Origin of the sequence: Nocardioides nitrophenolicus, assembly GCF_016907515.1 — a bacterium.
Lineage (GTDB): Bacteria > Actinomycetota > Actinomycetes > Propionibacteriales > Nocardioidaceae > Nocardioides > Nocardioides nitrophenolicus.
This window is the reverse complement of the sequence record NZ_JAFBBY010000001.1, coordinates 2,027,650-2,050,798: the sequence shown is the minus strand read 5'-3', so window position 1 is coordinate 2,050,798 and position 23,149 is coordinate 2,027,650. Positions and strand designations below refer to the sequence as shown.

Below are 23,149 nucleotides of genomic sequence, written 5' to 3'. Positions count from 1 at the left end.
TCCACCGATCCCGAGAGAGCCCCGCCATGTCGCATCCCCTGCCGATGTTCAACCTCGCCCCCGCCCACGCGCCCCGCTCGGTCGTCGTACCTCGCACGCCGGAGGAGGTCGCCGCCGCCGTCCGTGCCGCGGCGGCCGCCGGTGAGCAGGTCCACCCGATCGGGGCCGGTCACGGCTGGGCGCGTCCGATCGAGGGCGGCGTCGCGCTGCTGACCCGCGAGCTCGCCGGCGTCCAGGTCGACGCCGCGGCGGCCCGCGCCCGGGTCGGCGCCGGCACCACCTGGGCGCAGGTCATCGCCGCCGCCGCACCCCACGGCCTGGCGCCGCTCGCGGGCTCCGCGCCCGCCGTCGGCGTGATCGGCTACCTCCTCGGCGGCGGCCTCAGCCCGCTCGGTCGCACCTACGGCTGGGCGGCCGACCACGTCCGGTCCTTCGAGATCGTCACCGGGACGGGCGAGCTGGTGACGGCGTCCGCGAGCAGCCATCCCGACCTGTTCGCGGCGCTGCTCGGGGGCAAGCACGCGCCCGGCGTGGTGACCGCCGCCGAGATCGACATGGTCCCGCTGCACGCGGTGTACGGCGGCGGCCTGTTCTTCGACGCGGCCGACGCCGAGGCGGTCCTCGGCGAGTGGGCGGCCTGGTCGGCCCGGATGCCCGACGAGGTCAACACCTCCGCGGCGCTGCTGCGGCTGCCCGACCTGCCCTCGGTACCCGAGCCGCTGCGCGGCCGGTGCGTCGTCCACGTCCGGGTCGCGATCGTCGGGGACGAGTCGACGGGCCGGGCGCTGCTGGAGCCGATCCGCAAGGTCGCCCGGCCGATCGTCGACACCGTCGCGACGCTGCCGGTCGCCGCGATCGGCGCCGTCCACGCCGACCCGGAGGAGCCGATGCCGGTGCTCGAGGCCGGTGCGCTGCTGGCGTCCTTCGACCTCGACGCGGTCCGGGCGCTGCTCGGGGCGGCCGGGCCGCAGGTCGAGGCGCCGCTCGCCGTCGTCGAGGTACGCCGCCTCGGCGGTCGCCTCGCCCAGCCGCCGTCCCGCCCGGACGCGGTCGCCGGACGGGACGCGGCGTACGGGCTGTTCGTCGTCAGCGCTCCCGTGCCCGAGCTGTTCGCCGGGCCGGTGCCCGCCGCGGTCGGCGGCCTGGCCCGGGCCCTGGCGCCCTGGGCGAGCGGACGCTTCCAGCCCAACTTCGTCGGCGCGCTCAACCAGCCGACGGCGCTCGACGCCGCCTGGCCGGACGAGGTCCGCGCGCGGCTGGAGCAGGTCCGCCGCAGCTACGACCCGGCCGGCGTCATCAACCACTGACCGACCCGGCGCGAACTGGCTCCCGAGACCCGCCGACCCGGCAGAAACTTGTGCCGGGTCGGCGCCCACCCGGCACAAGTTTCTGCCGGGTCAGGGGGAGTCGGGGCGGGCGAGCTCCTCGTCGAGGATCCGGGTGACCCGCTCCCGCTCGTGGCGCAGGCCGAGGGGCTCCAGCCAGTCGAGCAGGGTGGCCCGGAAGAGCTGGCCGGACTCGATCACCCGCGGGTCGCAGTGGCCGGTGGACTCCAGGGTCACCACGCCGTAGAGCGCCGACCAGGCGCGCATGTAGACCCACAGCAGGCCGCGGTCCTCGGGCGGGATGTGATCGGCCTTGGCCGGGATGAGGGGGTCGAGGACCGACGCGCGGATCACCGGGTCGAGCTCGTCGAGGGCCGGGAAGGGGAACTGGTAGAGCTCCCAGATCTGCCAGAGCAGGTCGGTGAAGTAGTGGCCCGACGTCGACAGGGTGAGCAGCTCCCGACGGTCGCTGTCGGCCTCGGCGATCGGGTTGGCGAACACCAGGGCGAACTCGCGTGGCTTCACCAGGGCCCACTGCCGGAAGCGCGCGCACGCCACCACCAGCCGCGCGGCCGGGTCGTCCTCGGGGAACCGGGCGGCGGCCGCCGCCCACTCCGCCGTCGCGGCCTTGTCGAGCTCGAACGCCACCAGGTCGACCAGCTGCTGGTAGCTCGCGACATAGCGATACAGCGCCGGCGCGGTCATCCCCATCGCCGCGGCGACCGCGCGCAGCGAGAGGTCGGCGCCCTCCGCGAGCAGGCGGGCGGCGACCTCGACGATCTCGTCGTAGGTCGCCTCGCGCTGGCGTTCCCTTCGGGTGGCGGGTGCACGCAGATGGGGCACGGGGCTCCTCGAGTAGGCCCGGGTCACCGGGGTTAACACTTGACGACCGAAGTTTACACCGTTTACGGTTAATGGCGTTCACCAAACTGATGGCAGTTCACGGAGCTTCACCGGAGGAGTCGGCATGATCGAGCGATGGGGCGCACTGGTGGTGCGGCGGGCCGTGGCGGTGCTGCTGGTCGGGCTCGGCGTGACCGCGCTCGCCGCCGTGGCCGGCGTCGGCCTGGAGGACAAGCTCTCGGCCGGCGGCTTCGACGACCCCGGCACCGAGTCGGCCCGCGAGCTCGCCCTCGAGCGGGAGACCTTCGGCAACCGGTCCATCGACGCCGTCGTGATCTTCTCCAGCGACGACGAGGAGGCCTCCGCCCCGGCGTTCCGGGCCGAGGTCGAGCGGACCGTGGCGGCGATCCCGGAGGCGAGCGTCGTCTCGGTGCTCACCTGGTACGACGTCCAGGACCCCGCGATGCTCAGCAAGGACGGTCACGCCACGGCCGTCTACGTCTCCCTCGCCGGTGAGAGCCAGAACGACTTCATCGACTCCTTCGACGAGATGCGCCCGGTGGTCGAGCGCAGCGAGCTGCACACCGAGCTCGCGGGTCCGTACGCCGTCTACACCGACGTCAACGAGGAGACGAAGTCCGACCTGCTGCGCGCCGAGCTGGTGTCGCTGCCGATCGTGCTGATCCTCTCGCTCATCATCTTCCGCAGCGTCGTGGCGGCGCTGATGCCGCTGCTGGTCGGCCTGGTGGCGGTGCTCGGCGCCCGGGCGACCATCGCGGGTCTCAACCAGCTCGTCGACGTGTCGATCTTCGCGCCCAACATCATCACCCTGCTGGGGCTGGGACTGGCGATCGACTACGCCCTCTTCGTGGTCTCCCGCTTCCGTGAGGAGATCGCCCGCGATCCGGGCGACACCCGCGGCGCGGTGGTGCGGACCATGGCCACCGCGGGCCGCACGGTCGCCTTCTCGGCCTTGACGGTCGCGGCCGCGATGAGCTCGCTGCTCGTCTTCCCGCAGACCTTCCTGAAGTCCATCGGGTACGGCGGCATCGCGGCGGTGCTGATCGCGATGCTCGCCGCGCTGACGGTCCTGCCCGCGGTGCTGGCCCTGCTCGGCACCCGCATCGACGCGCTGCGGATCCCGTTCCTGCAGCGGCCCACCCCGGTCGAGACCGACCACGGGGCGTGGGCTCGGCTGGCCCGTGCCGTGATGCGCCGTCCGGTGGTCGTCGCGACCGCCGTGGTCGTGGTGCTGCTCGCGGTCGCCTCGCCCTTCCTCGGCGTGAAGTGGGGCAGCGTCGACTACCGGGTGCTGCCGTCGGACACCCCGTCGCACGAGGCCTCGGAGCGGTTGAACAGCGAGTTCGGCCCGGAGCGCTCGACCGCCAACATCCTGGTGCGGGGCGAGGACCAGGCCGGTGTGGCGGCGTACGAGCGGGCCCTGGGGGAGGTCGGGGGCGTCGTCGACGTCCGTCCGGTCGCGACCGAGGGCGACACGACGCTGCTGCGCGCGGCGTGGGAGGGCAACAGCCAGACCGGGCACTCGCAGCAGGTGGTGCGCGACCTGCGTGCGGTGACGGCTCCCGACGGCGCGGACGCCCTGGTCGGCGGGCTCACCGCCGACACCGTCGACCTGGCCGGATCGGTGGGCGACCACCTGCCGCTGATGGGCGTGATCGTGGTGGGCGTGATGCTGGTGCTGCTCTTCCTGGCGTTCGGCTCGGTGGTGCTGCCGCTGAAGGCGGTGCTGATGAACGGCTTCTCGATCACCGCGTCGTTCGGCGTCGTGACCTGGATCTTCAGCGACGGCCACCTGGCCGACCTGCTCGGCTTCACCCCCCAGGGCTTCCTCGACCTGACCAACCCGATCGTGATGCTCGCGGTGCTGTTCGGCCTGTCCATGGACTACGAGGTGTTCCTGCTGTCGCGCGTCCGGGAGCAGTGGGACGCGACCGGCGACAACGACCTCGCCGTGCAGACCGGCGTGCAGAAGACCGGCCGGATCATCACCAGTGCCGCGCTCCTGCTCGCCGTCGTGATCGGCGCGTTCAGTCTCAGCGGCGTGGTGTTCATGAAGATGCTCGGGCTCGGCATGCTGGTCGCGATCCTGGTCGACGCGACCGTGGTGCGTGCCCTGCTCGTGCCGGCCACCATGAAGCTCCTCGGGCGCTGGAACTGGTGGGCCCCGGCCCCGCTCGCCCGTTGGTGGGAGCGCCACGGCTTCCGCGAGGGCGGTTCCGAGCCGGCCGGCCCCGTCGATCCCGTCGACCCCGCCGGTCCGGCCGACCCCACCGCCCGGGATCGGGTGCTGGTCTAGACCGGTCCGAGCCGGACCGGAGCCTAGATCGCAAAAAACGTCGGATTCCGGATACAGCGGGGCGAGCGCCCGTCGATGATCGCCCTCGTGAGCCGGATGATCCGGGTGGGGGCGATCGACAACCACCCCGTGGTGCTGTTGGGGCTGGGGGCGGCCTTCGCCGAGACCGCGCCCGACATGCGCCTGGTGGCGATCGCCGGCTCGGCGCGCGAGCTCCTGGAGCGGGCGTCCGGGGGCCTGGACGTGGTGCTGCTCGACATGCGGATCCCGGGCCAGCCGGCGGCCCACGAGACCGTCGCGACCCTGGTCGACCACGGCCTGGTCGTGGTGCTGTTCACGGCCGAGGAGCGGCCGGTGCCGGTACGCCGGGCGATCGACGCCGGAGCGGCCGGGCTGATCCTCAAGGTCGACCCGGTGGAGTCGATCGCCCAGTCGATCCGGGACGCGGTCGCCGGTGAGCTGGCCTGCTCGAGCCAGCTCGCGACCATGCTGCTGTCCGACGAGGACGTCGGCGCCCGGCTCTCACCGCGCCAGATCGAGATCCTGCGCGCGGTGAGTGCCGGCCTGCCGTACCGCCTGGTGGCCCGGCAGCTGGGCATCGGCGAGGTGACCGTGCGCGAGCATCTCGCCCGGGCGGCCCGCGCCTACCGCGAGGGCGGGATCGAGACCGGCAACGTGCACGGGCTGATCAGCCGTGCGCGGGCCGACGGTCACCTGGAGGGCTGACCTCGCAGCCGGCCACGGCCGCGACCTCCAGCTCGCCGGGCGGACCGGCCAGCAGGGTGGCGTCGGGGTCGAAGGTCGCGACCCAGGTGCGTGGCAGGGCGGCCGTGACGGCGTCCGCGGCGGCCGCCGAGACGGCGGGTACGACGACCAGGCTGGCCCGCGTACCGGTGCCGGAGAGCGTCACCCGCCCCGGAGCGACGGCCCGCAGCACCGCCACGGCGCTCGCGAGGGTGGCGCTGGCGGCCAGCGGGTCGTGGAGGTTGACCACGACGTGGGTGCCGGTCCGGCGCAGCTGGTGCAGCTCCTCGCGCAGTGCGAGGTGCGCGGGGCCGGGGAGATAGAGGCAGTCGCGGACGGCGTGGGCCAGCACCGCCGCCCCGGCGGCGGTCTCGATGCAGGTCGGCTTGGCGAGGGTCCGCTCGACCTCGGGCAGCAGCGGGCCGAGCAGCCCGCGGGTGGCGCCGGCGCGATCGCAGTCGGGGGTGGCCCCGATCCCGGCGAGCACCAGGCCGGCCCGACGGCACACGCCGATGATGACGGCGACGAAGAAGGTGTTGAGCGGCTGCACGAACAGCAGGTGCGGCAGGTCGGCGGCCGGGAGCCCGGCCTGGAGGGCGACGCAGGCGATCACGACCGCGTTGGGGACGAGGAGCAGTGCGACCACGCGCAGCGAGCTGGTCCAGGCCAGCACCATCGCCGGCAGCGCCGTGAACTCGACGATCCACGACTCCAGCCCGCCGAGGCCGTCGACCGACACCGTCGGCAGGACCGTGGCGAGCACGGCGGCCGGTACCAGGGCGCCGAGCACGAGGGGGCCGACCGAGACCGGTCCACGGTCGATGCGGCGGGCCAGGAGCACCACCAGCACCGACACGGCGGCCGCACCGGCCCAGGTCGCCGGCTGGCGTACGCCGTCGAACGCGAGCAGCAGGCCGGACGCGGCGTAGCCCGCCACCAGCACGCCGCACACGCGCAGCGCGGCCCGGCCCGGGCGGCCGACGGCCGCGCGGGCGAAGGTGTCGTTGTCGGAGGAGAGCCCGAGCAGCCGGGCGATCCGGTGCGCTCGCCAGTCGAGGGTGACCACGGTGCCCGCGCCCGGGGTGCTCGCGACGCGCGCGGTGCCGCCGGCGGCCTCCACCCGACCGGTCACGGCCACCCGCAGCCCCACGCCCGGCGTGACCACGAAGCCGACGCCGTCGTCCTCCACGGTGAGGCGCACCCGGCCCGCGCGCTGGGTGAGGGTGATCGTCGCGCGGTGCCCGCCGCTGTGGCGCGCGACATTGCGCAGTGCCTCCCGGACGGCGCCGACCAGCGCGTCCCGCACGTCCTCCGGTACGACGGCCCGCCGGCCACGAACCACCAGGACCACGTCGAGCCCGCTGCTGTCGGCCACCGCGCGGAGCTGGTCGGCCAGCGGTGCGCGCGACGGGACGGGCGCCTGCGTCGTCAGCCCGTCCAGGGCGGCGGTGGCCGCGGCCAGGGTCGGCTCCGCGCGCGGCAGGCTCGCGACGGACAGCAGCGCGGGCACCAGGTCGTCGTGGACGAACGCCGTCGCCTCCACCTCCGCCCGATCGCCGGCGGCGGCCTGGCGGGCCCCCTCCGCCCGCAGCGCCTCCTCGGCCCGGGCCGACGTCCGGCGCATCAGGCCGACCAGCACGAACACCGCGAGCACGGTCCCGGCGATGAACGCGGCCTCCTGGACGCCGTACCGCAGGGCGATCGCGCTGCCCCCGGTCTCCCAGCGCAGCAGCACGTACAGCCCGGCGAGGGCGAGGACCGTGGCGGCGGGCAGCCGGGCGGCCAGTACGAGCAGCATCGGCTCGACCAGGTGGATGATCGGCGAGTCGGCCGCTCCGGCCCGTGGCGTGCTCCCCTGGTGGAGCAGCGCACCCGCGACCATGGCGAGGGTGCAGAGCAGGACGTCGACGCGACCCGGCCGGCCCAGCACGCAGCGCACGCCGGCCAGCCCCACGCACCCGACCACCGCCAGCGACAGGGCGACGTCGCCGGCGTCGTACGACGCGCGCTCGGTCAGCGAGGCCGCGAACACCGTCGTCTTGGCGAGGATGACGACGCCGATCGCGATGTGGAGGCCGCGCTCGACGGACGCGGCGATGGCGCGCGTCGGCCGTGAGGTCCCCTCCACGAGCTTCTCCTCTGTCGAGCCGCTGACCCGATGCTAGTCAGCGACCTCGGCGGTTCCGCTGTCCTCGATTCCGCTGGTGGCCTCGCCCCCGCCGGGGCCGGGAGAATCGGGGACGGGGCCGCACCGTGGGGGAGCGGACCTCGTGCACGAGGAGCCGCGGCGCTTCGTACCGCGCCGGCCGGTGTTCTCGGAGCAACTGGGGGGTTGGCCGGGCCGGTGACCGGCGCCGCGCTCCTCGTCGTCATCGTCGTCCGGTAGAACAGACGGTGTGTCCCCCTATCCCGGCCCCGGCGATCCGGGCGCGCCCGCCTCGGTGGGTGCGCGGATCGGGCGGTTCCGGATCCTCGAGCAGCTCGGTCAGGGCGGCATGGGTGTCGTGTACCGCGCGATGGAGGAGAGCCTCGGCCGCGAGGTGGCGCTGAAGGTCATCGCGCCGCTGTTCGCGCACGACCCCGAGTTCCGGGAGCGGTTCACCCGCGAGGCCCGGGCCCAGGCGTCGCTCGAGTCGGCCCACGTCGTGGCGGTCTACGCCCACGGCGAGGAGGACGGCCACCTCTACATCGCCAGCCAGCTGATCTCCGGCGGCGACCTCGGTCACCTGATCCGCACCGAGGGCGTGCCGTCGCTGGTGGAGGCGCTGGAGATCATCGAGCAGGTCACCAGCGGGCTCGCCGACGCACACGACGCCGGGCTGGTGCACCGCGACATCAAGCCCGGCAACGTGCTGGTACGCCGGCGCCCCGGCTCGGTGCGCGCCTATCTCGCCGACTTCGGCATCGCCCGGCGGATGAACGCCGACGCGACCCGGTTCAGCTCGACGGCGGCCGGTACGCCGTCGTACATGGCTCCGGAGCTGCACGGCGGCGCCCGCGCCAGCGCGGTCAGCGACCTCTACGCGCTGGGCTGCCTGCTCTGGGTGACCCTGACCGGGCGACCGCCGTACCTCGGCGACTCGGAGTACCAGCTGATCGCCGCCCACGTGCGCGACCCGGTCCCGCAGCTGGCCGGCACCAGTGCGATGGTGCACGCCACCAACCGGATCCTGCGGACCGCGATGGGCAAGGACCCGGCGGACCGCTACCAGCGCGCCGCCGAGATGAGCGCGGACCTGCAGGCCGCGCTGCGGCTCCCGGTCACGCCCGGGGCCGCGCAGCCCGAGGAGCGGGGCGCCACCGCCGTGCGCCCGGTGGCCCGCCCGGTCGCCCGCCCGGTCGCCGCCGCTCCGCCCGCGCCGGCGACGACGATGCCGCCGCCGCCCGCGAACCCGGCCCCGTTCGTCGCGACACCACCGCCGACACCACCGCCGGCGCCACCGCCGACACCACCGCCGGCGCCGGCGTCTCCCGTCCAGACCGCGTCGGCGGGTCCGGCCGGTCCGCCGCGACGGAGCGGACCCGGCGTGCGGACCTGGCTGCTGCTCGCCCTGCTCGCCGTCCTGCTGGCGACCGGGATCGGCGTCGCCGCCGCCCTGCTGACCCGCGACGGCGGCCCGAGCGGCGACGACGCCTTCCTCGACCAGCCGGCCAAGGACATCGTCCGCGCGTCGGAGAAGGACATGGCCGTCGTCGAGACGGCGCGGATCCGCGGCGAGTTCGCCGACGGCTCCGACACGGTGAAGGTCGACGTCGTCGCCACCACCCGTGGCGACTGCAAGGGCAAGCTGACCTCGACCAGCTCGGGTGGCAGCGCCGAGATCCTCCACGTCGGCGACACGACCTGGCTGCGCGCCGACGCGAAGTTCTGGGACGGCACCCTCGGCGCCGGCACGGCGGCCCTGGTCCTGCGCCTGGTCGGCGACAAGTGGGTCGTCGACGACTCGATGGCCGACAGCATCGACTCCTTCTGCGACCTCGACGAGCTGCTCGAGCGCGACGGGCGTGAGAACGCCACCGCGAAGAGCCTCGGCACGACCACGGTCGGCGGCCAGCGCGCGGTCCGGATCGAGCAGACCGAGGGCTCCCAGCGGGAGGTGCTCAGCATCCGGGTGGCCGAGCCCCACTACGTGCTGCGGATCGACGAGTCCGACGTCGACCACTTCGAGTTCTCCGAGATCGACCAGGACGCGACCATCGAGGCGCCCGACCCGGCGCTGATCCTGGACCTCGACGAGCTGCTCGCCGGGTTGCCGGGTGGCGCGGGCTGAGCACGTGGGTCGTGCTGGCTGGGGATTCACCACGGGATGTAGGTGAATGACCGCTTCTGTAGCGGAACTCCGCTACAGAACCACGGGTTCGGCTACATCCCGTGGTGAATCCCGACCCCGACCAGACGAGCGAGGTCGACGACCAACCCTGACGCTTAGGCGTTCTCCTTCTTGAACACCGAGGTCCCCCACCACACGGCCAGCCCGAACAGCACGACCGTCCAGCCGACGCCCCAGAGCATCGAGCTGTCGAAGTCGCCGAAGAACGCGGCGCGGACGGCGTCGACGACGTGGCGGATCGGCATGAAGTCGCTGAGTCGCTCGAGCCAGCCGGCGCCGAAGCTCATCGGGAGCAGGATGCCGCTGAGGAGCAGCACCGGCATCATCACGACGTTGATGACCGGCGCCATCACGTCCTCGCTCTTGGTGGTGAGGGCGAGCGCGTTGGACGCCGCCGCGCAGGCGCCGCCGAGCATCAAGGTGAGCACGACGCCGACCACGATGCCGCCGAAGGAGGCGTCCATGCCGAGGATCAGGCCGAGGCCGACCAGGATCACGGCCTGCACGAAGAGCTGGAGCAGGTCGCGGTAGAGCCGGCCGAACAGCAGGGCGGAACGGTGGGCGGGGGTGACCCGCTCGGCCTCGATGACACCCTCGCGCCACTCGCCGATGAGCGAGAAGCCGGCGAAGAAGGCGCCGAAGATGCCGAGCTGGACGAGCATGCCGGGCACGAACCAGGTGTACTTGTTGCCGCCGAGCTGGGCGATCACCGGCTCGAGCAGGGGGCCGAACAGCAGCAGGTAGAGCACCGGCTGGAGCATGCCGATGATCACCCACGCCGGGTTGCGCAGGTTCATCCGCAGCTGCCGGTTGAAGACGATCCAGGACTCGCGCAGGAAGCTGTTCACGCCGGGGCTCCTTCGGTGGGTACGTCGGCCGGGTCCTTCGCCTCGGCGGCGGCCTCGGCGTCGCGCAGCGAGCGACCGGTCAGGGTGAGGAAGACGTCGTCGAGGGTGGGCCGCACGACCTCGATCGACTCCAGGCCGACGCCGGAGCTCTCCAGGTCGCGGAGCAGGCCGGGGACGGCCTTGCCGGCACGGGCCACCCGGCCCCGGACGTGCTGGCCGTCGACCTCGACGTCGGCGCTGATCGAGGCGAGCTTGTCGCGGGCGACGGCGACCTGCTCCTCGGTGGCCACCTCGAGGTCGACCAGGTCGCCGGCCACGGCGGCCTTGAGGTTGTCGGCGGTGTCGCTCGCGACGATCTCGCCCTTGTCGATGATCACGATCCGGTCGGCGAGCGCGTCGGCCTCGTCGAGGTAGTGGGTGGTCAGGAAGACGGTCGCGCCCTCCTTGGCCCGCAGGTCCGCGATGTGCTGCCACAGGTTGATCCGTGCCTGCGGGTCGAGGCCGGTGGTGGGCTCGTCGAGGAACACCAGGCCGGGGGAGTGGATCAGCGCCATCGCGATGTCGAGGCGGCGCTTCTGGCCGCCCGACATGTTCTTCGGCATCCGCCGCCACAGCCCGTCGAGCTGGAGCTTGTCGAAGAGCTCCTGGCCCTTGGCGACCGCGGCCTTCTTGGACATGCCGTAGAGCATCCCGTGGTCGACGACCTCGTCGCCGGCGTAGGCGCCGGAGAAGGTCGAGCCCACCTGGGAGCAGTAGCCGATGCTGCGGCGTACGTCGACCGCCTGGGTCGCGACGTCGAAGCCGGCGACGGTGGCGGTGCCGGCCGTCGGCTTGAGCAGCGTGGTCAGCATCCGCAGGGTGGTGGTCTTGCCGGCGCCGTTGGGGCCGAGGAAGCCGACGACCTCGCCCTCCTCGACGTCGAGGTCGACGCCCCGCACGGCGTGGACCTCCTTCTTCTGCTTGCCCTGTCCGCTGTGGAAGGTCTGCACGAGCCCTCGTGCCTCGATCATGGGTTCCCCTCGGTAGTCAAGGTTGAATAGGGCGGAGTATTCAAGATTGAACACGGCGCCGTCAAGCGGGCTCCCGCCCGCCTTCCCCCAGCACAGACCATGCCACCGACGCCGACTCATCGGCGACGGGAATTCCTCAGCGCCGGCCGAGGATCCGCACCCACGTGCCGTGCGCGTCGGCGACCACCTGGGCCCGCACGTCGTACACCTCCGCGACCAGCTCGGGGGTCAGTGCCTCCAGCGGCGGTCCACCGGCCACCACCCGCCCTTCGCGCAGCACGAGCAGCAGATCGCAGAACTGGGCGGCGAGGTTGAGGTCGTGCAGCGCGATGACCGCGGTGACGGGCAGCCGGCGGACCAGGGTGAGCAGCTCGAGCTGGTGGGCGACGTCGAGATGGTTGGTGGGCTCGTCGAGGAGCAGCTCGCGCGGCTCCTGGGCCAGGGCCCGCGCCAGCTGGGCGCGCTGCCGCTCGCCGCCGGACAGCGCGTCCCAGCCGCGGTCGAGCAGGTGGCCGATCCCGACGGCGTCGGCCGCGGCCGCCACGGCGGCGTCGTCGGCGGCGTCGTGCGGGCGCCACGGCCCCTGGTGCGGGATCCGGCCGAGCGCCACGACGTCGGCGACCGTGAGGGCCACGGTCGTGTCGGCGTGCTGGTCGACGACGGCGACCCGGCGGGCCAGGGTGCGCCGTCGCCACTGACGCACCGGGAGGTCGTCGAGGGTGACCACGCCGGACGACGGGCGCCGGCTCCCGGCGAGCAGGCGCAGCAGCGAGGACTTCCCGGACCCGTTCGGCCCGAGCAGGCCGACCGTGGCGCTCTCGGGCACGTCCAGCGACACGTCGTCGACGACCAGCCGGCCCCCGCGCCGCCAGCTGACGGCCCGCGCGTGCAGGCTCATCCGCGCCTCCCGCGGCGGCGCAGCACGAGCGCGAACGCCGGTACGCCGACCAGCGCGGTCACCACGCCGACCGGCAGCTCCTGCGGCGCGACGAGCACCCGGGCGACCGTGTCGGCCCAGACCAGGAAGACGGCGCCGGCCAGGGCAGTGATCGGGATCAGGGCGCGGTGCCGGGGGCCGACGACGGCGCGCGCGGCGTGCGGCAGCACCAGGCCGACGAAGCCGATCGCGCCGGCCGCGGCGACCGCGACCGCCGTGATGGCTGCTGTTGTGACCAGCAGCACCGCCCGGGTGCGGCCGACCCCGATGCCGAGGGCGCCGGCGGCGTCGGTCCCGAACGCGAACGCGTCGAGGGAGCGGGCCAGCACGATGCAGACCACCGTCCCCGCCGCCACGACCGCGCTGACGAGGAGGGCGTCGGACCAGCGCGCCCCGCCGAGGGAGCCGAGCAGCCAGACCAGGACGCCGCGGGTCTGCTCGGGATCCGCGGACGTCAGCACGATGAACGAGGTCAGCGCGGAGAAGAGCTGGGTGCCGGCGACACCGGCCAGGATCAGCTTGTCGGGTCCGGAGCCGGCCGCCCAGGCGAGCAGCACGACGAGCGCGAAGGACACCAGCGCGCCGAGGAAGGCGCCCCCGGTCAGGCCCAGGGCGCCCGCGCCGATGCCGAGCACCGCCACCACGACCGCGCCGGTCGAGGCGCCCGAAGAGATCCCGAGGACGAAGGGGTCGGCCAGGGGGTTGCGCAGCAGGGACTGCAGCACCGCGCCGCACACCGCCAGCCCCGCGCCGCAGGCCGCCGCGAGGATGCTGCGCGGCAGGCGCAGCTCCCACACGATCGCCGCCCGCAGGCGGGAGAGCTCCGCCGGCGGACCGCCGAGATGCTCGCGCACGACGGCGAGCACCTCGCCCACCGACAGGTCGGCGGGCCCCACGATCGTCGCCGTCGCCACCGAGAGCAGCACCAGGGCGGTGCCGACGACGACCGCGGTCGCCAGCCGGAGCCGGGAGGTCAAGCCACCCCGTAGACGACGAAGTCGTCGAAGAGCTGCCACACCGTGCCGTGCTCGGCGAACCCGGCCTGCGCCAGCGCCGCGAGCCGGAAGCCGACACCGGTCGCCTCCGGCGCCGGCCGGTCCGCGAAGCGCCGGTCGCGCTCGGCGACCAGCTCGGCGTACCCGGCGCGGGCGGACAGCTCCGACCACCAGGTGTCCCACGGCTCGGCGCCCCGGTCGAACGCCGCCTCCTGGGTACGCCGGTCGTGCTCGGCCGCCCAGGAGCGCAGCCGCGGCTGCCGGTGGTCGTAGCGGAAGTGGTCGCCGTCGAGCAGGACGCCGTCGTCGGCGAGCAGGTCGCGGGCGTCGCGGTAGGCCGCGACCAGCTGGGCGGGCGAGAGCCAGTGCAGCGCCGTCGTCGAGACGACGCCCGCGACCGGCTCGTCCCCGACGTGCGCCCGCAGGCGCTCGACCCAGCCGTCGGCGGTGAGGTCGTCGTCCACGAAGGCCACCCGGTCGCCGTACCGCTCGCCGGCCTCACGGGCCAGCGCCAGCAGCGCCGGGTCGTGGTCGACGCCGAGCACCCGCGCCCGGGGGAAGCGCTCCAGCACCCGGAACGAAAGCGAGCCGGGCCCGCACGCCAGGTCGACCACGACGGCCGGCTCGCCGCCGCACTGCAGGTCGAGGACGTCGAGCATCGCGGCGAAGCGGCCCTCGCGCTCGGCGATGTACGCCGCCTGCTGCCGGTCCCAGCGCTCGAGCAGGTCGGCGCTGCTCACCCCGGTCACCCCGGTCACCCCGGTCACCCCGCCAGCCCCAGGTCGCGCAGGCCGGCGGCGAGCTGCTCGATGCCGTCGACGTTGCGGATCGACGGGTCCATCGTGGTGCCGTCGAGAATGATGTAGCGCCTCTCCTTGACCGCGGTCAGCCGACGGGCGACCGGGTCGGACTCGAGGAAGTCGATCTTCGCCCGGGCGCTGTCGCCGTCGCCGCCGCGGCCCAGGTCGGCGAGCACGAGCACCGTCGGGTCGCGCTCGAGCAGGCTCTCCCAGCCGATCTCGGGCCAGTACTGGTCGGAGTCCTCGAACGCGTTGGTGGCCCCGACCGCACGGGTCATCAGGCCGGGTGCGCCGCAGCAGCCCGCGATGTAGGGGGTCTTCGTGGCGGCGTACCACCACGCGAAGGTGATCTCGCCCGTGCCCGCGGCCTGCTGGGCCGGCTGGGCCGCCTCGGCGCGGCGCCTCAGGTCGGCGACCAGCTCCGCGCCCCTGTCGGGCACGCCGAACAGCCGCGCGATGTCGGTGATCTCGGCGTACTGGTCGTCGAGGGTGAGCCGGTGCTGGACCTCGGCCTCCTGCCCGGCGCACTCGCTCGGCGACTGGTACGTCGGCACGCCGAGCTCGGTGAACCGCCCGCGGTCGGCGATGCCCTCGTCGGTGAAGGTGTAGTCGAAGGTGGTGTAGAGGAGGTCCGGGTCGCGGTCGAGCACCGACTCGAAGGACGGGAACTCCGCCGCGAACGGCTCCACCTTCGCCCGCTCGGCCTCGAGCGCGGGCAGCACGCTGTCGTCGCTGATGGCGTAGCCGGCCATCCGGTCGCCGAGGCCGAGCGCGAGGAGCAGCTCGAGCGCGGGCTGGTTGACGGCCACGGCCCGCTCGATCGGCGCGGTCACGGTCACGTCGACGTCACAGTTGGCGAGCCCGACCGGGTAGCCGGCGTCGGAGGTCGGTGGCGCGGCCGCGCCCGGGTCGTCGGCGTCGGTGGAGCCGCAGCCGGTCAGCGCGCCGAGCAGCAGGACGCCGCTCAGGAGCAGGGCGGAGGAGGAACGGGTGGGGTGGCGCATACGGGTCTCACCGTCGTGGTCCGCAAGCCCGGGTCGCGGGGCCTGTCCATCGGGTTCGCGCGGTCCGGTCGGTCCGCGGAAGCCAGCAGGTCTTCGGACTCGGGATCCATCGGACGGGGCGCCTTCCCAGACCGGGGTCCAGTGGCTGGCTACTGCCTGCTCCGCCCGTCACCCTCACCGCTGCGCGTCAGCTCCGGACTCTCACCGGATTCCCTGGCCACTGGTGGCTTGACTGGCGTTCGGAGCCTAGCAGCGCCCGCCGCGCCGGTGGTCGGTGGCGGTCGGGCTCAGCCGCCGAGGAGCGCCCGGTACCGCTCGCGGTCGGCGTTCATCTGCCAGCCCGGGTCGTCCGCGGGCGGCGTCCAGGTCGTCGCGTCGAGCGCGAGTCGGCCCGCCTCGAGCTCCTCGATGGTCTCGCGCAGCCAGGCCAGCTCGGCCACCGCGAGATCGAGCCACATCACCACGCCGCGCAGGGCGTGCGGCGGGGCGTCGCCGGGCTCGGGCGGGGTGGCGAGCCGGGCGACCAGCTGCTCCAGGGCGACCCGTCGGCGTACCAGGGACCGCAGCGCGTTCTCGGGCGGGACGAGCGGAAGCAGTCCGAAGGCCGCGCTGAACGCCTTGCGGTCGACGACGCTGACCTCCTCGAGGCCGGCGGTCACCAGGCGCTCGAGCTCGGTGCGCCCGGTCGCCGTCGACTCGTAGACCGCAACCTCCCGGCCGCCGTCGTCGAGGTCGTGGCGCACCAGGAAGCCCTGCTTGGTCAACGTGGCCAGGCCGTTGTAGATCGAGCCCGGGTTGAGGTGGGCCCAGTCGTCGACGCTCCACGACAGCAGCTCACGGCGGATCTGGTAGCCGTTGACCGGCTCGAAGAGCGCGACCGCGCCCAGGAGCAGCATCCGGGTGTCGTGGGCGGCCATGGTCCCCAGTCTCCTACGCGTCCGCGGCGAGCCGGGCGGCGAGACCGTCGCGTCCCACGCCGAGCTTGCGGTAGGCGCGCGAGAGGTGCACCTCGACGGTCTTGGTGCTGAGGAACAGCCGCTGGGCGATGTCGCGGTTGCGCAGCCCGGTGGCGGCCAGCTCGACGACCCGTCGCTCGGCCGAGGTGAGCGCCGCGACGCCGGTCGTCTCGATCCGCCCGGCCCGGCCGCCGGCCAGGGCGAGCTCGGTGGTGGCCCGCTCGGCGAGGCCGGCCGCGCCGAGACGGTGCGCCAGCTCGCGGCCGATCCGGAGCTGCTCGCGGCCCTCGACCCGCCGTCCGGTACGACGCAGCGCGGCGCCCAGCGCGACTCGCGAGCGGGCCTCCTGGAGCCGGGCCTGCGACCCGGTGAGTACCTCGACCGACCGCTCCAGCTGGGCGATCCCGTCGTCCGCGGCGACCTCGCCGACGGTCCGCAGCGCCTGGCCGAGCATGCTCGCCGCTGCCTTGCGCTCCGCGACGGCCAGCTCGGTGGCCGCGAGCTCTCGCGCCTCGTCGACCCTGCCCAGCGCCCACAGGCTCTCCACCGCGGCGACCCGCCAGCCGCACCAGGTGGGCGAGTCCATGTCGAGCTCGATCAGCCGCTCGCTGCACAGCCTCAGCGAGGCCAGCGCGCCCTCGTGGTCGCCGGTCGCGGCGCGGACCAGGCCGCGGGAGCGGAGCAGGTGGATCCCCGTGGCGTTGTTGGGGTCGGTGGCCACCTCGTCGGGAATCTGCTCGATGGTGGCGACCGCCTCGGCGAGCCGGCCCTGCCCGAGCAGTGCCTCCGCCAGGCCGGCGGCGGCCATCAGCCGGACCAGCTGACCGCCGGCGACGACCTCGGCGTGGCGCAGCGCCTCGGCGAAGTCGGTGCCGCTGTCGTCGAGGCGGCCGGCCCACAGGTGGGCCCAGCCGCGGGTCACGGAGGCGGCGGCATACAGCGGGACCGAGCCCTCGCGGGCGGCGAGCTCGAGACCCTGTGCGCAGAGCTCGGCCGCCTCGTCGTACGCCCCGGAGCAGGCCAGGTGGATCCGTGCGAGCGACCAGGCGAACGGGCTGGCGAGCTGCTCGGGCGTCGCCCCGTCGCCGATCGCGCGTCGGGCCAGGGCGCCGGCCTCGGCTATCGGCGCGAGGGTCGCGTTGGCGACCGAGGCCTGGTGGATGAGGAGCAGCCGTTCGCCGGGGGTGGCGCCGGCGAGCTCGCCGTGCGCGGCGAGCCGGGTGCGGGCGTCCTCGAAGCAGCCGGGCACGGAGATCTCGGCCGCGACCAGCGCGGCCTCGACGAGGAGGGTCAGGTCGCCGTGTTCCGGTCCGAGGTCCGCCAGCGCGGCCTCGAGGATGGGGACGGATCGTTCGTAGAACCCGCCCACGTGGTACGCCGCGGAGAGCCCCAGCGCGCAGTGCGCCCGCAGCACGGGGTCGCTCACGCCGCGGCCCGCGCGCTCCAAGGTGGCCACCGACGCGGGGTCGCCGGCGTGCAGCTCCGCGGTGCCGAGCTCGACCAGCAGGGCCGGGAGGTCGGCGGCGGGCGGCGGCTCGGCCACCGCGCGGCGGAGCAGGTCGACCGCCGCCTGGGGTGCGCCGTCGGCCAGGGCCGCCCGGGCGGCGGTGCGCAGCAGGTCCGCCGCCCACGGGTCCCCGACGCCCTCGGCCTCGAGCAGGTGTCCCGCCGCGGGATGCAGTCCGTCGGGTTCGGCGGCGAGCGCCCGGGCGGCGCGCCGGTGCAGGTCGTCGCGGGTGGCGGCGCCGGTCGCGGCGGTGACCGCGCCACGCAGCAAGGCGTGCCGGAACCCGAGCAATCGCTCGGTCGCGAACAGCCCCGCGTCCCGCAGCCGGTCAGCCGCGATGCCCGCCTTCTCGGGGGACAGGTCCGCGAGGTCGGCGGCGATCCGCAGCGGCGCCGAGTCGAGGACGGCGACCGCGCGGGCGAGCGCTTGCTCGGTCGTGCCGAGCGCCGTGAGCCGTTGCACGACCGTGTCCACGACGGCCAGCGGAACCAGCGACCGGACGTCCGTCGTACCGAGCAGGTCGGCGAGCGCGGTGACCAGGAAGGGGTTGCCGCCGGTCACGTCGGCGCAGGCCGCAGCCATCTCGTCACTCAGCTCGGCGTGGCCCAGGTCGGCGAGGCAGGACCGCACGCCGGCCACGCTGAGCGGCGCCAGGTCGAGCCGGCCGGACCCGGCGACGAGCGCCGCCAGCGCCGGGCTGCGCCGCTCGGGGAGGATGTCGCGGGCCGCGACGACGAGCAGCACCGGCAGCTCGCCCGCCCGGCTCAGCAGATGCTGGCAGAACACGAGCGAGGCCTCGTCGGCCCAGTGCGCGTCGTCGACCGCGAGCACGAGCGGGCCGTCGGCGGCGAGCCCGTCGAGCAGCCAGTACAGGCTGTTGAGCATCACCGACGGATCGGCGACCGGCTCACCGCGGTGCAGCACCAGGTCCACCGCGGCCCGGGCCGCGCCGTGGGCGATGCCGTCGAGGCCGTCGATCGCGGCCGGGTCGAGGTCGGCCAGGGCCCGGCCGAACAGCTGCCGGACGACGCCGTACGGCGCATGGGTCTCGAGCTCGCCGGCCGCCGCCCGCAGCAGCCGCAGGTCACCGGCCCCGGCCAGGACCGAGTCCAGCAGCGTCGTCTTCCCGACGCCCGCGGGCCCGAGCAGGCAGAGCGCGCCCCCTGACCCGGCGCGCAGCCGGTCGAGCGCGGCGCCGGCCTGGGCGAGGCTCGCCTCCCTTTCGACGAGTCGACCGCTGGGCACGGAGGAAGCGTAGTGCGGTCCGCATGAGGATTGGGGTGCTCCCCTGACGCGGACGGTGGCCGAGCCGTGGCTGGATGGGGACGTGATCTCCGTCCTCGGCCGCTCTGCCGCGATCCTGCTCCTGGTCCTCGCGACCGCCGCCTGCTCCTCCGACGACGGGAAGGACGACCAGAAGGCAGCGCCGGCACCCGCCTCCGCGACCGGCTCGCCGGACCCGATGACGGAGACGACCCCCGCCTCGCCGACGCCGAGCACCGTGGCGGCCGACCCGGCCGCCCGGCTCGACTTCGCGGTCGTCGAGACCGCCACCGCCGACCTGACCAGCGACAACCCGTCGTGCGCGATCACGAAGTGGAGCCCCAACGAGACCGGTGTCGACGGACAGGTCGACTTCCGCCAGTTCGACTGCTACGGCGACCAGGACGGCGTCGACATCGGCCTCCCGGCGCTGCTGCAGACGATCATCTGGGTCGAGATGCCCTCGGCCGAGGAGGCCCGCGCCTACGCCCAGGACAACCTCTACGACGACAACCAGGCCCTGGTGGCCGGCCCGACGGCCCTCGTCGTCAACGGCCTGTGGGGCCAGCAGGGCACCGACCTGTACGCCGAGGTGCAGGCCGCCTGCGGCTGCGGCGAGCTGATCTCCGCCGCCCCCTGACCGTGCCCGGAGCCCAATCCGGGAGCGGGCTTTCTTGTGCCCGAGGACAACGACCCGCCAAGTGACCCGCGAGTAGAGTCGCGGCCATGAAGCGTGAGATCTACGACGAGGACCACGAGGCATTCCGCGCATCCGTCAAGGAGTTCGTGGACCGCTCGGTGCTGCCCCACGCGGAGGAGCACATCAAGGCCAAGGCGCTGCCGCGCGAGTTCTGGCTCGAGGCCGGCAAGCAGGGCCTGCTCGGCCTGTGCATCCCCGAGGAGTACGGCGGCGCCGACGCCGGCGACTACCGGTTCAACGCCGTGCTCCAGGAGGAGCTCGCCAAGGCCGGTGCGGCGTACCCCACCTGTCACGGCATCCACGCCGACATCACCGCGCCGTACATCGTCGAGCTCGGCACCGAGGAGCAGAAGCAGCGCTGGCTCCCCGGCGTCGCGTCCGGCGAGATCCTGCTCGGCATCGGCATGACCGAGCCGTCGGGCGGCTCCGACCTGGCCGCGCTCAAGACCACCGCGGTGCGCGACGGCGACTCGTGGATCATCAACGGCTCGAAGACCTTCATCACCAACGGCTACTCCGGCGACCTGTTCGTCACCGCCGTGCGCACCGACCCCGAGAAGGGACCCAAGGGCATCACCCTGTTCGGCATCGAGGCCACCATGGAGGGCTTCTCGCGCGGCCGGAAGCTCGACAAGGTCGGCATGGAGGAGTCCGACACCGCCGAGCTGTTCTTCGAGAACGTCCGGGTCACCGACGCCGAGATCATCGGCGAGCTCAACATGGGCTTCATCCACATGATGCAGAAGCTCCCGCAGGAGCGGCTCGGCTGCGCGGTCGCCAACATCGCGCACGCCAAGCAGATCCTCCTCGAGACGATCGACTACGCCAAGGAGCGCCAGGCCTTCGGCGCTCCGATCGGCACCTTCCAGCACAACAAGTTCCTGCTCGCCGACCTCGTCACCCGGATCGAGGCGGCCGAGGCGTACATCGACAAGTGCGTCCTCAACCACTCCCAGGGCACGCTCACGGCGATCGACGCGGCGAAGGCGAAGTGGTTCTCCTCGCAGGTGCAGTCGGAGGTGCTCGACCACTGCGTGCAGCTGCACGGTGGCTACGGGTTCATGAACGAGTACCGGGTCGCCCGGGCCTGGCGCGACGCCCGGGTCACCAAGATCTGGGCCGGGTCGAACGAGATCATGAAGGAGCTGATCGGGCGCGACCTGGGGTTGTGAGCTGGGGCGCAGGAATCGCCGGTCGACCGGCGATTCCTGCACTTGTCGGCCGTTGCAACGCCCGACAAGCGCAAGAAACGCCCGTCAAGTACGCCGAGTCAGTGCCCGCCGAGCCCCTCGGACAGCGCCCGGGTGGTGCGGACCAGCGCCTGCGCCATCGCACTGTCCACGTCGGCCGACACGGTGACGGCGGTGCCGACGATGGCCATCGCCGCCACGATCGTGTCGCCCTCGAAGATCGGCGCCGCGATGGTGCGTACGCCGTTGATGTCGGGGGAGTTCAGCGACAGGCCGTGCTCGCGGATCGTGTCGAACTCGGCGGCCAGGTCGGGGGAGCGGCGCAGGATCGTCTTGAGCCCGGGGACCTGCTCGGGCGGCAGGAAGGCGCAGAACACCCGGCCCTGCGCGGACTCGGTGAGGTCGAGGCGGGCGCCGGAGCGCACGCCGATCCGGATGATGTGGTCGGTGTTGTCGACCGAGCGGACCACGGTGGCGGTCTCGCCGTCCCACACGGAGAGGACGACGGTCTCGTCGACCTCGTGGAGCAGCGACTCCATGTAGGGCTCGGCCGCAGCGACGATCGGCAGGCCGGCGCGGGCCGACGCGGCGAGGGTCAGCACCTGGGGGCCGAGGGAGTAGAGAGCAGTGCGCTCGTCGTACCGGAGCAGGTGGGCGGCCCGCAGCGCCTTGGTGTAGCGGTGGGCCGTGGCCTTGCTGGTGCCGAGCGACGCGGTGATCTCGTTGAGGCTCAGGTAGGGCTTGGCGACCGTGAAGGAGCCGAGCACGACCGCGGCACGCTCCACCGTCTGGATGGTGGGCGCGGTCTCGTTCGACTCGGCCTTCGGGCTCTTGCTGGTGCTCATGTGACCTCGGATTCGGGGCGCGGGCTCGACGGAGTATCGCACGGGTGCGGGCCAGGTCAGAGGTCTGACGAGTGTCCGGGCGTGAGCGCCGATCCGGGCCGGACCAGCGCCGTGATGTGGTTCACGGCGAGGGCGGCCTCGCCGAAGCCGATCGAGATCAGCTTGACCTTGCCGTCGTAGTGGGCCAGGTCGCCGGCCGCGAAGACCCGCTGCCGGTTGGTCCGCATGGTCCGGTCGACGAGGATGTGGCGGCGATGCTGCTCGAGCCCCCACCCGTCGATCGGGCCGAGGTCGGCGATGAAGCCGAGCGCCGCGACGACAGCCTGCACCTCGAGCGTACGACGATCGCCTGCGGTGCTCTCGACGACCACCTCCTCGACGGCCTCGGCGCCGGACACCTTCGCGACCTCGTACGGCGTCAGCACCTCGACCGTGGACGCGGCGAGCTGTGCCACGCTGCGCTCGTGCGCACGGAACTGCGGTCGACGGTGGACGAGCGTCACGCTGCGCGCGATCGGCTCCAGGCCCAGCGCCCAGTCCAGGGCGGAGTCGCCGCCGCCGACGACGAGCACGTCCTGGCCGGCGAGCTCGGCGAGCCGGGGCACGAAGTAGCGCAGCCCGCGGTCGAGGTACTCCGAGCCGACGGGCAGCTCGCGCGGGGTGAAGCTGCCGATGCCGGCGGTGATGAGCACCGCGCCCGCGCGAATGGTGTCGCCGGTGTCGGTGCGGACCTCGACGCCGTCCTCGTGCTCCTCGAGGCCGACCGCGGTGCGGCCGAGCAGCAGCAGCGGGTCGGCCGAGCGGGCCTGCTCGTGCAGTGCGTCGACCAGCTCCTGGCCGCGGACGGCCGGAAACCCGGCGACGTCGTAGAGCGCCTTCTCCGGGTAGAGCGCGGCCACCTGGCCGCCGACCTCGGGCAGCGCGTCGAGCAGCGCGACCCGCAGGTCGCGGAAGCCGGCGTAGTAGGTGGCGTAGAGGCCGGTCGGCCCGGCGCCGACGACGAGCAGGTCGACGTCGTACGTCGTCGCGCCGCTCATGCGACGTCGGGGTGGTCGGCGCCGGTGCGACCCACCTTGCGGGCGCCGCCGGGCGAGCCGAGGTCGGTGAAGAACTCCGCGTTGATCCGCTCGTAGTCCTTGCGGTCCTCGGGCAGGTCCTCGTGGTGGTAGATCGAGATCTGGGGGCAGACCGGCTCGCAGCGCCCGCACTCCACGCACTCGTCGGGCTGGATGTAGAGCATCCGGTCGCCCTCGTAGATGCAGTCGACGGGACACTCCTCCACGCACGACCGGTCCATCACGTCGAGACAGGAAGCGGTGATCACGTAGGGCACGGCGGCTCCAATCCGTATATGCAGTCCGAGACAGCGTCTCTTATTACAAGACAGGACAATGAACCCCGAGGGGTGCCTCCGTCAACCCGTCGGACGGATTCATCCGACCTCTTGACAGCCCACTCGGGGTGGGTGAGGCTATGTCGCATCGCGAGATGGCATCTCGCGATAGCACTCAGTGACCAGGGCGAAGGAGCGACC

At 73.6% G+C, this 23,149-nt stretch carries 19 protein-coding genes and 1 riboswitch; of the genes, 6 read left to right on the top strand and 13 right to left on the bottom strand.

Annotated features, from left to right (window positions below):
* Positions 1-26: 26 nt before the first annotated feature.
* A complete protein-coding gene (locus tag JOD66_RS10045) occupies positions 27-1,307 on the top strand; it encodes an FAD-binding oxidoreductase (protein ID WP_204836732.1) in 1,281 nt (426 codons plus the stop codon).
* A 90-nt stretch (positions 1,308-1,397) separates the two neighbouring features.
* On the opposite strand, the gene JOD66_RS10040 is transcribed toward JOD66_RS10045, so the two are convergent.
* Positions 1,398-2,168: a TetR/AcrR family transcriptional regulator gene (locus JOD66_RS10040; protein WP_204836731.1), complete on the bottom strand. Its 771-nt coding sequence runs from the start codon at positions 2,166-2,168 to the stop codon at positions 1,398-1,400.
* A gap of 124 nt (positions 2,169-2,292) precedes the next feature.
* On the opposite strand from JOD66_RS10040, the gene JOD66_RS10035 reads away from it, so the two are divergent.
* Positions 2,293-4,485, top strand: coding sequence for an MMPL family transporter (locus JOD66_RS10035; RefSeq protein WP_204836730.1), 2,193 nt, complete (start codon positions 2,293-2,295; stop codon positions 4,483-4,485).
* A 96-nt stretch (positions 4,486-4,581) separates the two neighbouring features.
* Complete coding sequence (locus JOD66_RS10030; RefSeq protein ID WP_239546107.1) at positions 4,582-5,211, top strand: response regulator; 630 nt, start codon at positions 4,582-4,584, stop codon at positions 5,209-5,211.
* Here the strand turns inward: JOD66_RS10030 and JOD66_RS10025 are convergent.
* Positions 5,174-7,357 (bottom strand): sensor histidine kinase, encoded by a 2,184-nt coding sequence (locus JOD66_RS10025; RefSeq protein WP_204836728.1) that lies wholly within the window; start codon positions 7,355-7,357, stop codon positions 5,174-5,176. The two genes, JOD66_RS10030 and JOD66_RS10025, sit on opposite strands and share 38 nt — an antisense overlap.
* A gap of 268 nt (positions 7,358-7,625) precedes the next feature.
* Here JOD66_RS10025 and JOD66_RS10020 point away from each other — a divergent pair, with 268 nt between their 5' ends.
* The gene (locus tag JOD66_RS10020; RefSeq protein ID WP_204836727.1) at positions 7,626-9,500 is read left to right on the top strand and encodes a serine/threonine-protein kinase; all 1,875 of its coding nucleotides are present in this window, start codon (positions 7,626-7,628) and stop codon (positions 9,498-9,500) included.
* Between the two features lie 155 nt (positions 9,501-9,655).
* On the opposite strand, the gene JOD66_RS10015 is transcribed toward JOD66_RS10020, so the two are convergent.
* The 8 genes from JOD66_RS10015 to JOD66_RS29055 all read right to left on the bottom strand — a co-directional run bounded on the left by JOD66_RS10015 (position 9,656) and on the right by JOD66_RS29055 (position 18,862).
* Positions 9,656-10,408, bottom strand: coding sequence for an ABC transporter permease (locus tag JOD66_RS10015; protein WP_204836726.1), 753 nt, complete (start codon positions 10,406-10,408; stop codon positions 9,656-9,658).
* A complete protein-coding gene (locus tag JOD66_RS10010) occupies positions 10,405-11,418 on the bottom strand; it encodes an ATP-binding cassette domain-containing protein (RefSeq protein WP_204836725.1) in 1,014 nt (337 codons plus the stop codon). The genes JOD66_RS10015 and JOD66_RS10010 overlap by 4 nt, the downstream gene beginning before the upstream one ends.
* A 136-nt stretch (positions 11,419-11,554) precedes the next feature.
* Entirely contained in the window at positions 11,555-12,316 is a 762-nt protein-coding gene (locus JOD66_RS10005; protein WP_204836724.1) for an ABC transporter ATP-binding protein, read from the bottom strand.
* On the bottom strand, positions 12,313-13,332 hold the full coding sequence (locus JOD66_RS10000; RefSeq protein ID WP_239545179.1) for a FecCD family ABC transporter permease: 1,020 nt from the start codon (positions 13,330-13,332) through the stop codon (positions 12,313-12,315). Before JOD66_RS10000 ends, JOD66_RS10005 begins: the two co-directional genes overlap by 4 nt.
* Positions 13,329-14,117 (bottom strand): class I SAM-dependent methyltransferase, encoded by a 789-nt coding sequence (locus JOD66_RS09995; RefSeq protein WP_307823419.1) that lies wholly within the window; start codon positions 14,115-14,117, stop codon positions 13,329-13,331. The genes JOD66_RS10000 and JOD66_RS09995 overlap by 4 nt, the downstream gene beginning before the upstream one ends.
* The gene (locus JOD66_RS09990; protein WP_204836723.1) at positions 14,114-15,154 is read right to left on the bottom strand and encodes an ABC transporter substrate-binding protein; all 1,041 of its coding nucleotides are present in this window, start codon (positions 15,152-15,154) and stop codon (positions 14,114-14,116) included. Before JOD66_RS09990 ends, JOD66_RS09995 begins: the two co-directional genes overlap by 4 nt.
* A gap of 67 nt (positions 15,155-15,221) precedes the next feature.
* Positions 15,222-15,406, bottom strand: a riboswitch (cobalamin riboswitch).
* Positions 15,407-15,441: 35 nt separating this feature from the next.
* Positions 15,442-16,071, bottom strand: coding sequence for a PadR family transcriptional regulator (locus JOD66_RS09985; RefSeq protein WP_239545177.1), 630 nt, complete (start codon positions 16,069-16,071; stop codon positions 15,442-15,444).
* A 13-nt stretch (positions 16,072-16,084) separates the two neighbouring features.
* On the bottom strand, positions 16,085-18,862 hold the full coding sequence (locus JOD66_RS29055) for an AAA family ATPase (protein ID WP_204836722.1): 2,778 nt from the start codon (positions 18,860-18,862) through the stop codon (positions 16,085-16,087).
* An 82-nt stretch (positions 18,863-18,944) separates the two neighbouring features.
* On the opposite strand from JOD66_RS29055, the gene JOD66_RS09975 reads away from it, so the two are divergent.
* Positions 18,945-19,520 carry a hypothetical protein gene (locus JOD66_RS09975; RefSeq protein WP_204836721.1) on the top strand — a complete coding sequence of 192 codons (576 nt, stop codon included), beginning with the start codon at positions 18,945-18,947 and terminating at the stop codon, positions 19,518-19,520.
* 86 nt (positions 19,521-19,606) lie between these two features.
* Positions 19,607-20,752: an acyl-CoA dehydrogenase family protein gene (locus JOD66_RS09970; RefSeq protein WP_204836720.1), complete on the top strand. Its 1,146-nt coding sequence runs from the start codon at positions 19,607-19,609 to the stop codon at positions 20,750-20,752.
* 98 nt (positions 20,753-20,850) lie between these two features.
* Here JOD66_RS09970 and JOD66_RS09965 read toward each other — a convergent pair whose 3' ends face one another.
* Genes JOD66_RS09965 through fdxA form a run of 3 tightly spaced genes read right to left on the bottom strand, consistent with a single transcriptional unit; the run spans position 20,851 to position 22,948 of the window.
* Complete coding sequence (locus tag JOD66_RS09965) at positions 20,851-21,615, bottom strand: IclR family transcriptional regulator (RefSeq protein WP_204836719.1); 765 nt, start codon at positions 21,613-21,615, stop codon at positions 20,851-20,853.
* 56 nt (positions 21,616-21,671) lie between these two features.
* The gene (locus tag JOD66_RS09960) at positions 21,672-22,652 is read right to left on the bottom strand and encodes an NAD(P)/FAD-dependent oxidoreductase (RefSeq protein WP_204836718.1); all 981 of its coding nucleotides are present in this window, start codon (positions 22,650-22,652) and stop codon (positions 21,672-21,674) included.
* Entirely contained in the window at positions 22,649-22,948 is a 300-nt protein-coding gene (gene fdxA / locus JOD66_RS09955; RefSeq protein ID WP_204836717.1) for a ferredoxin, read from the bottom strand. Before fdxA ends, JOD66_RS09960 begins: the two co-directional genes overlap by 4 nt.
* Between the last annotated feature and the right edge of the window lie 201 nt (positions 22,949-23,149).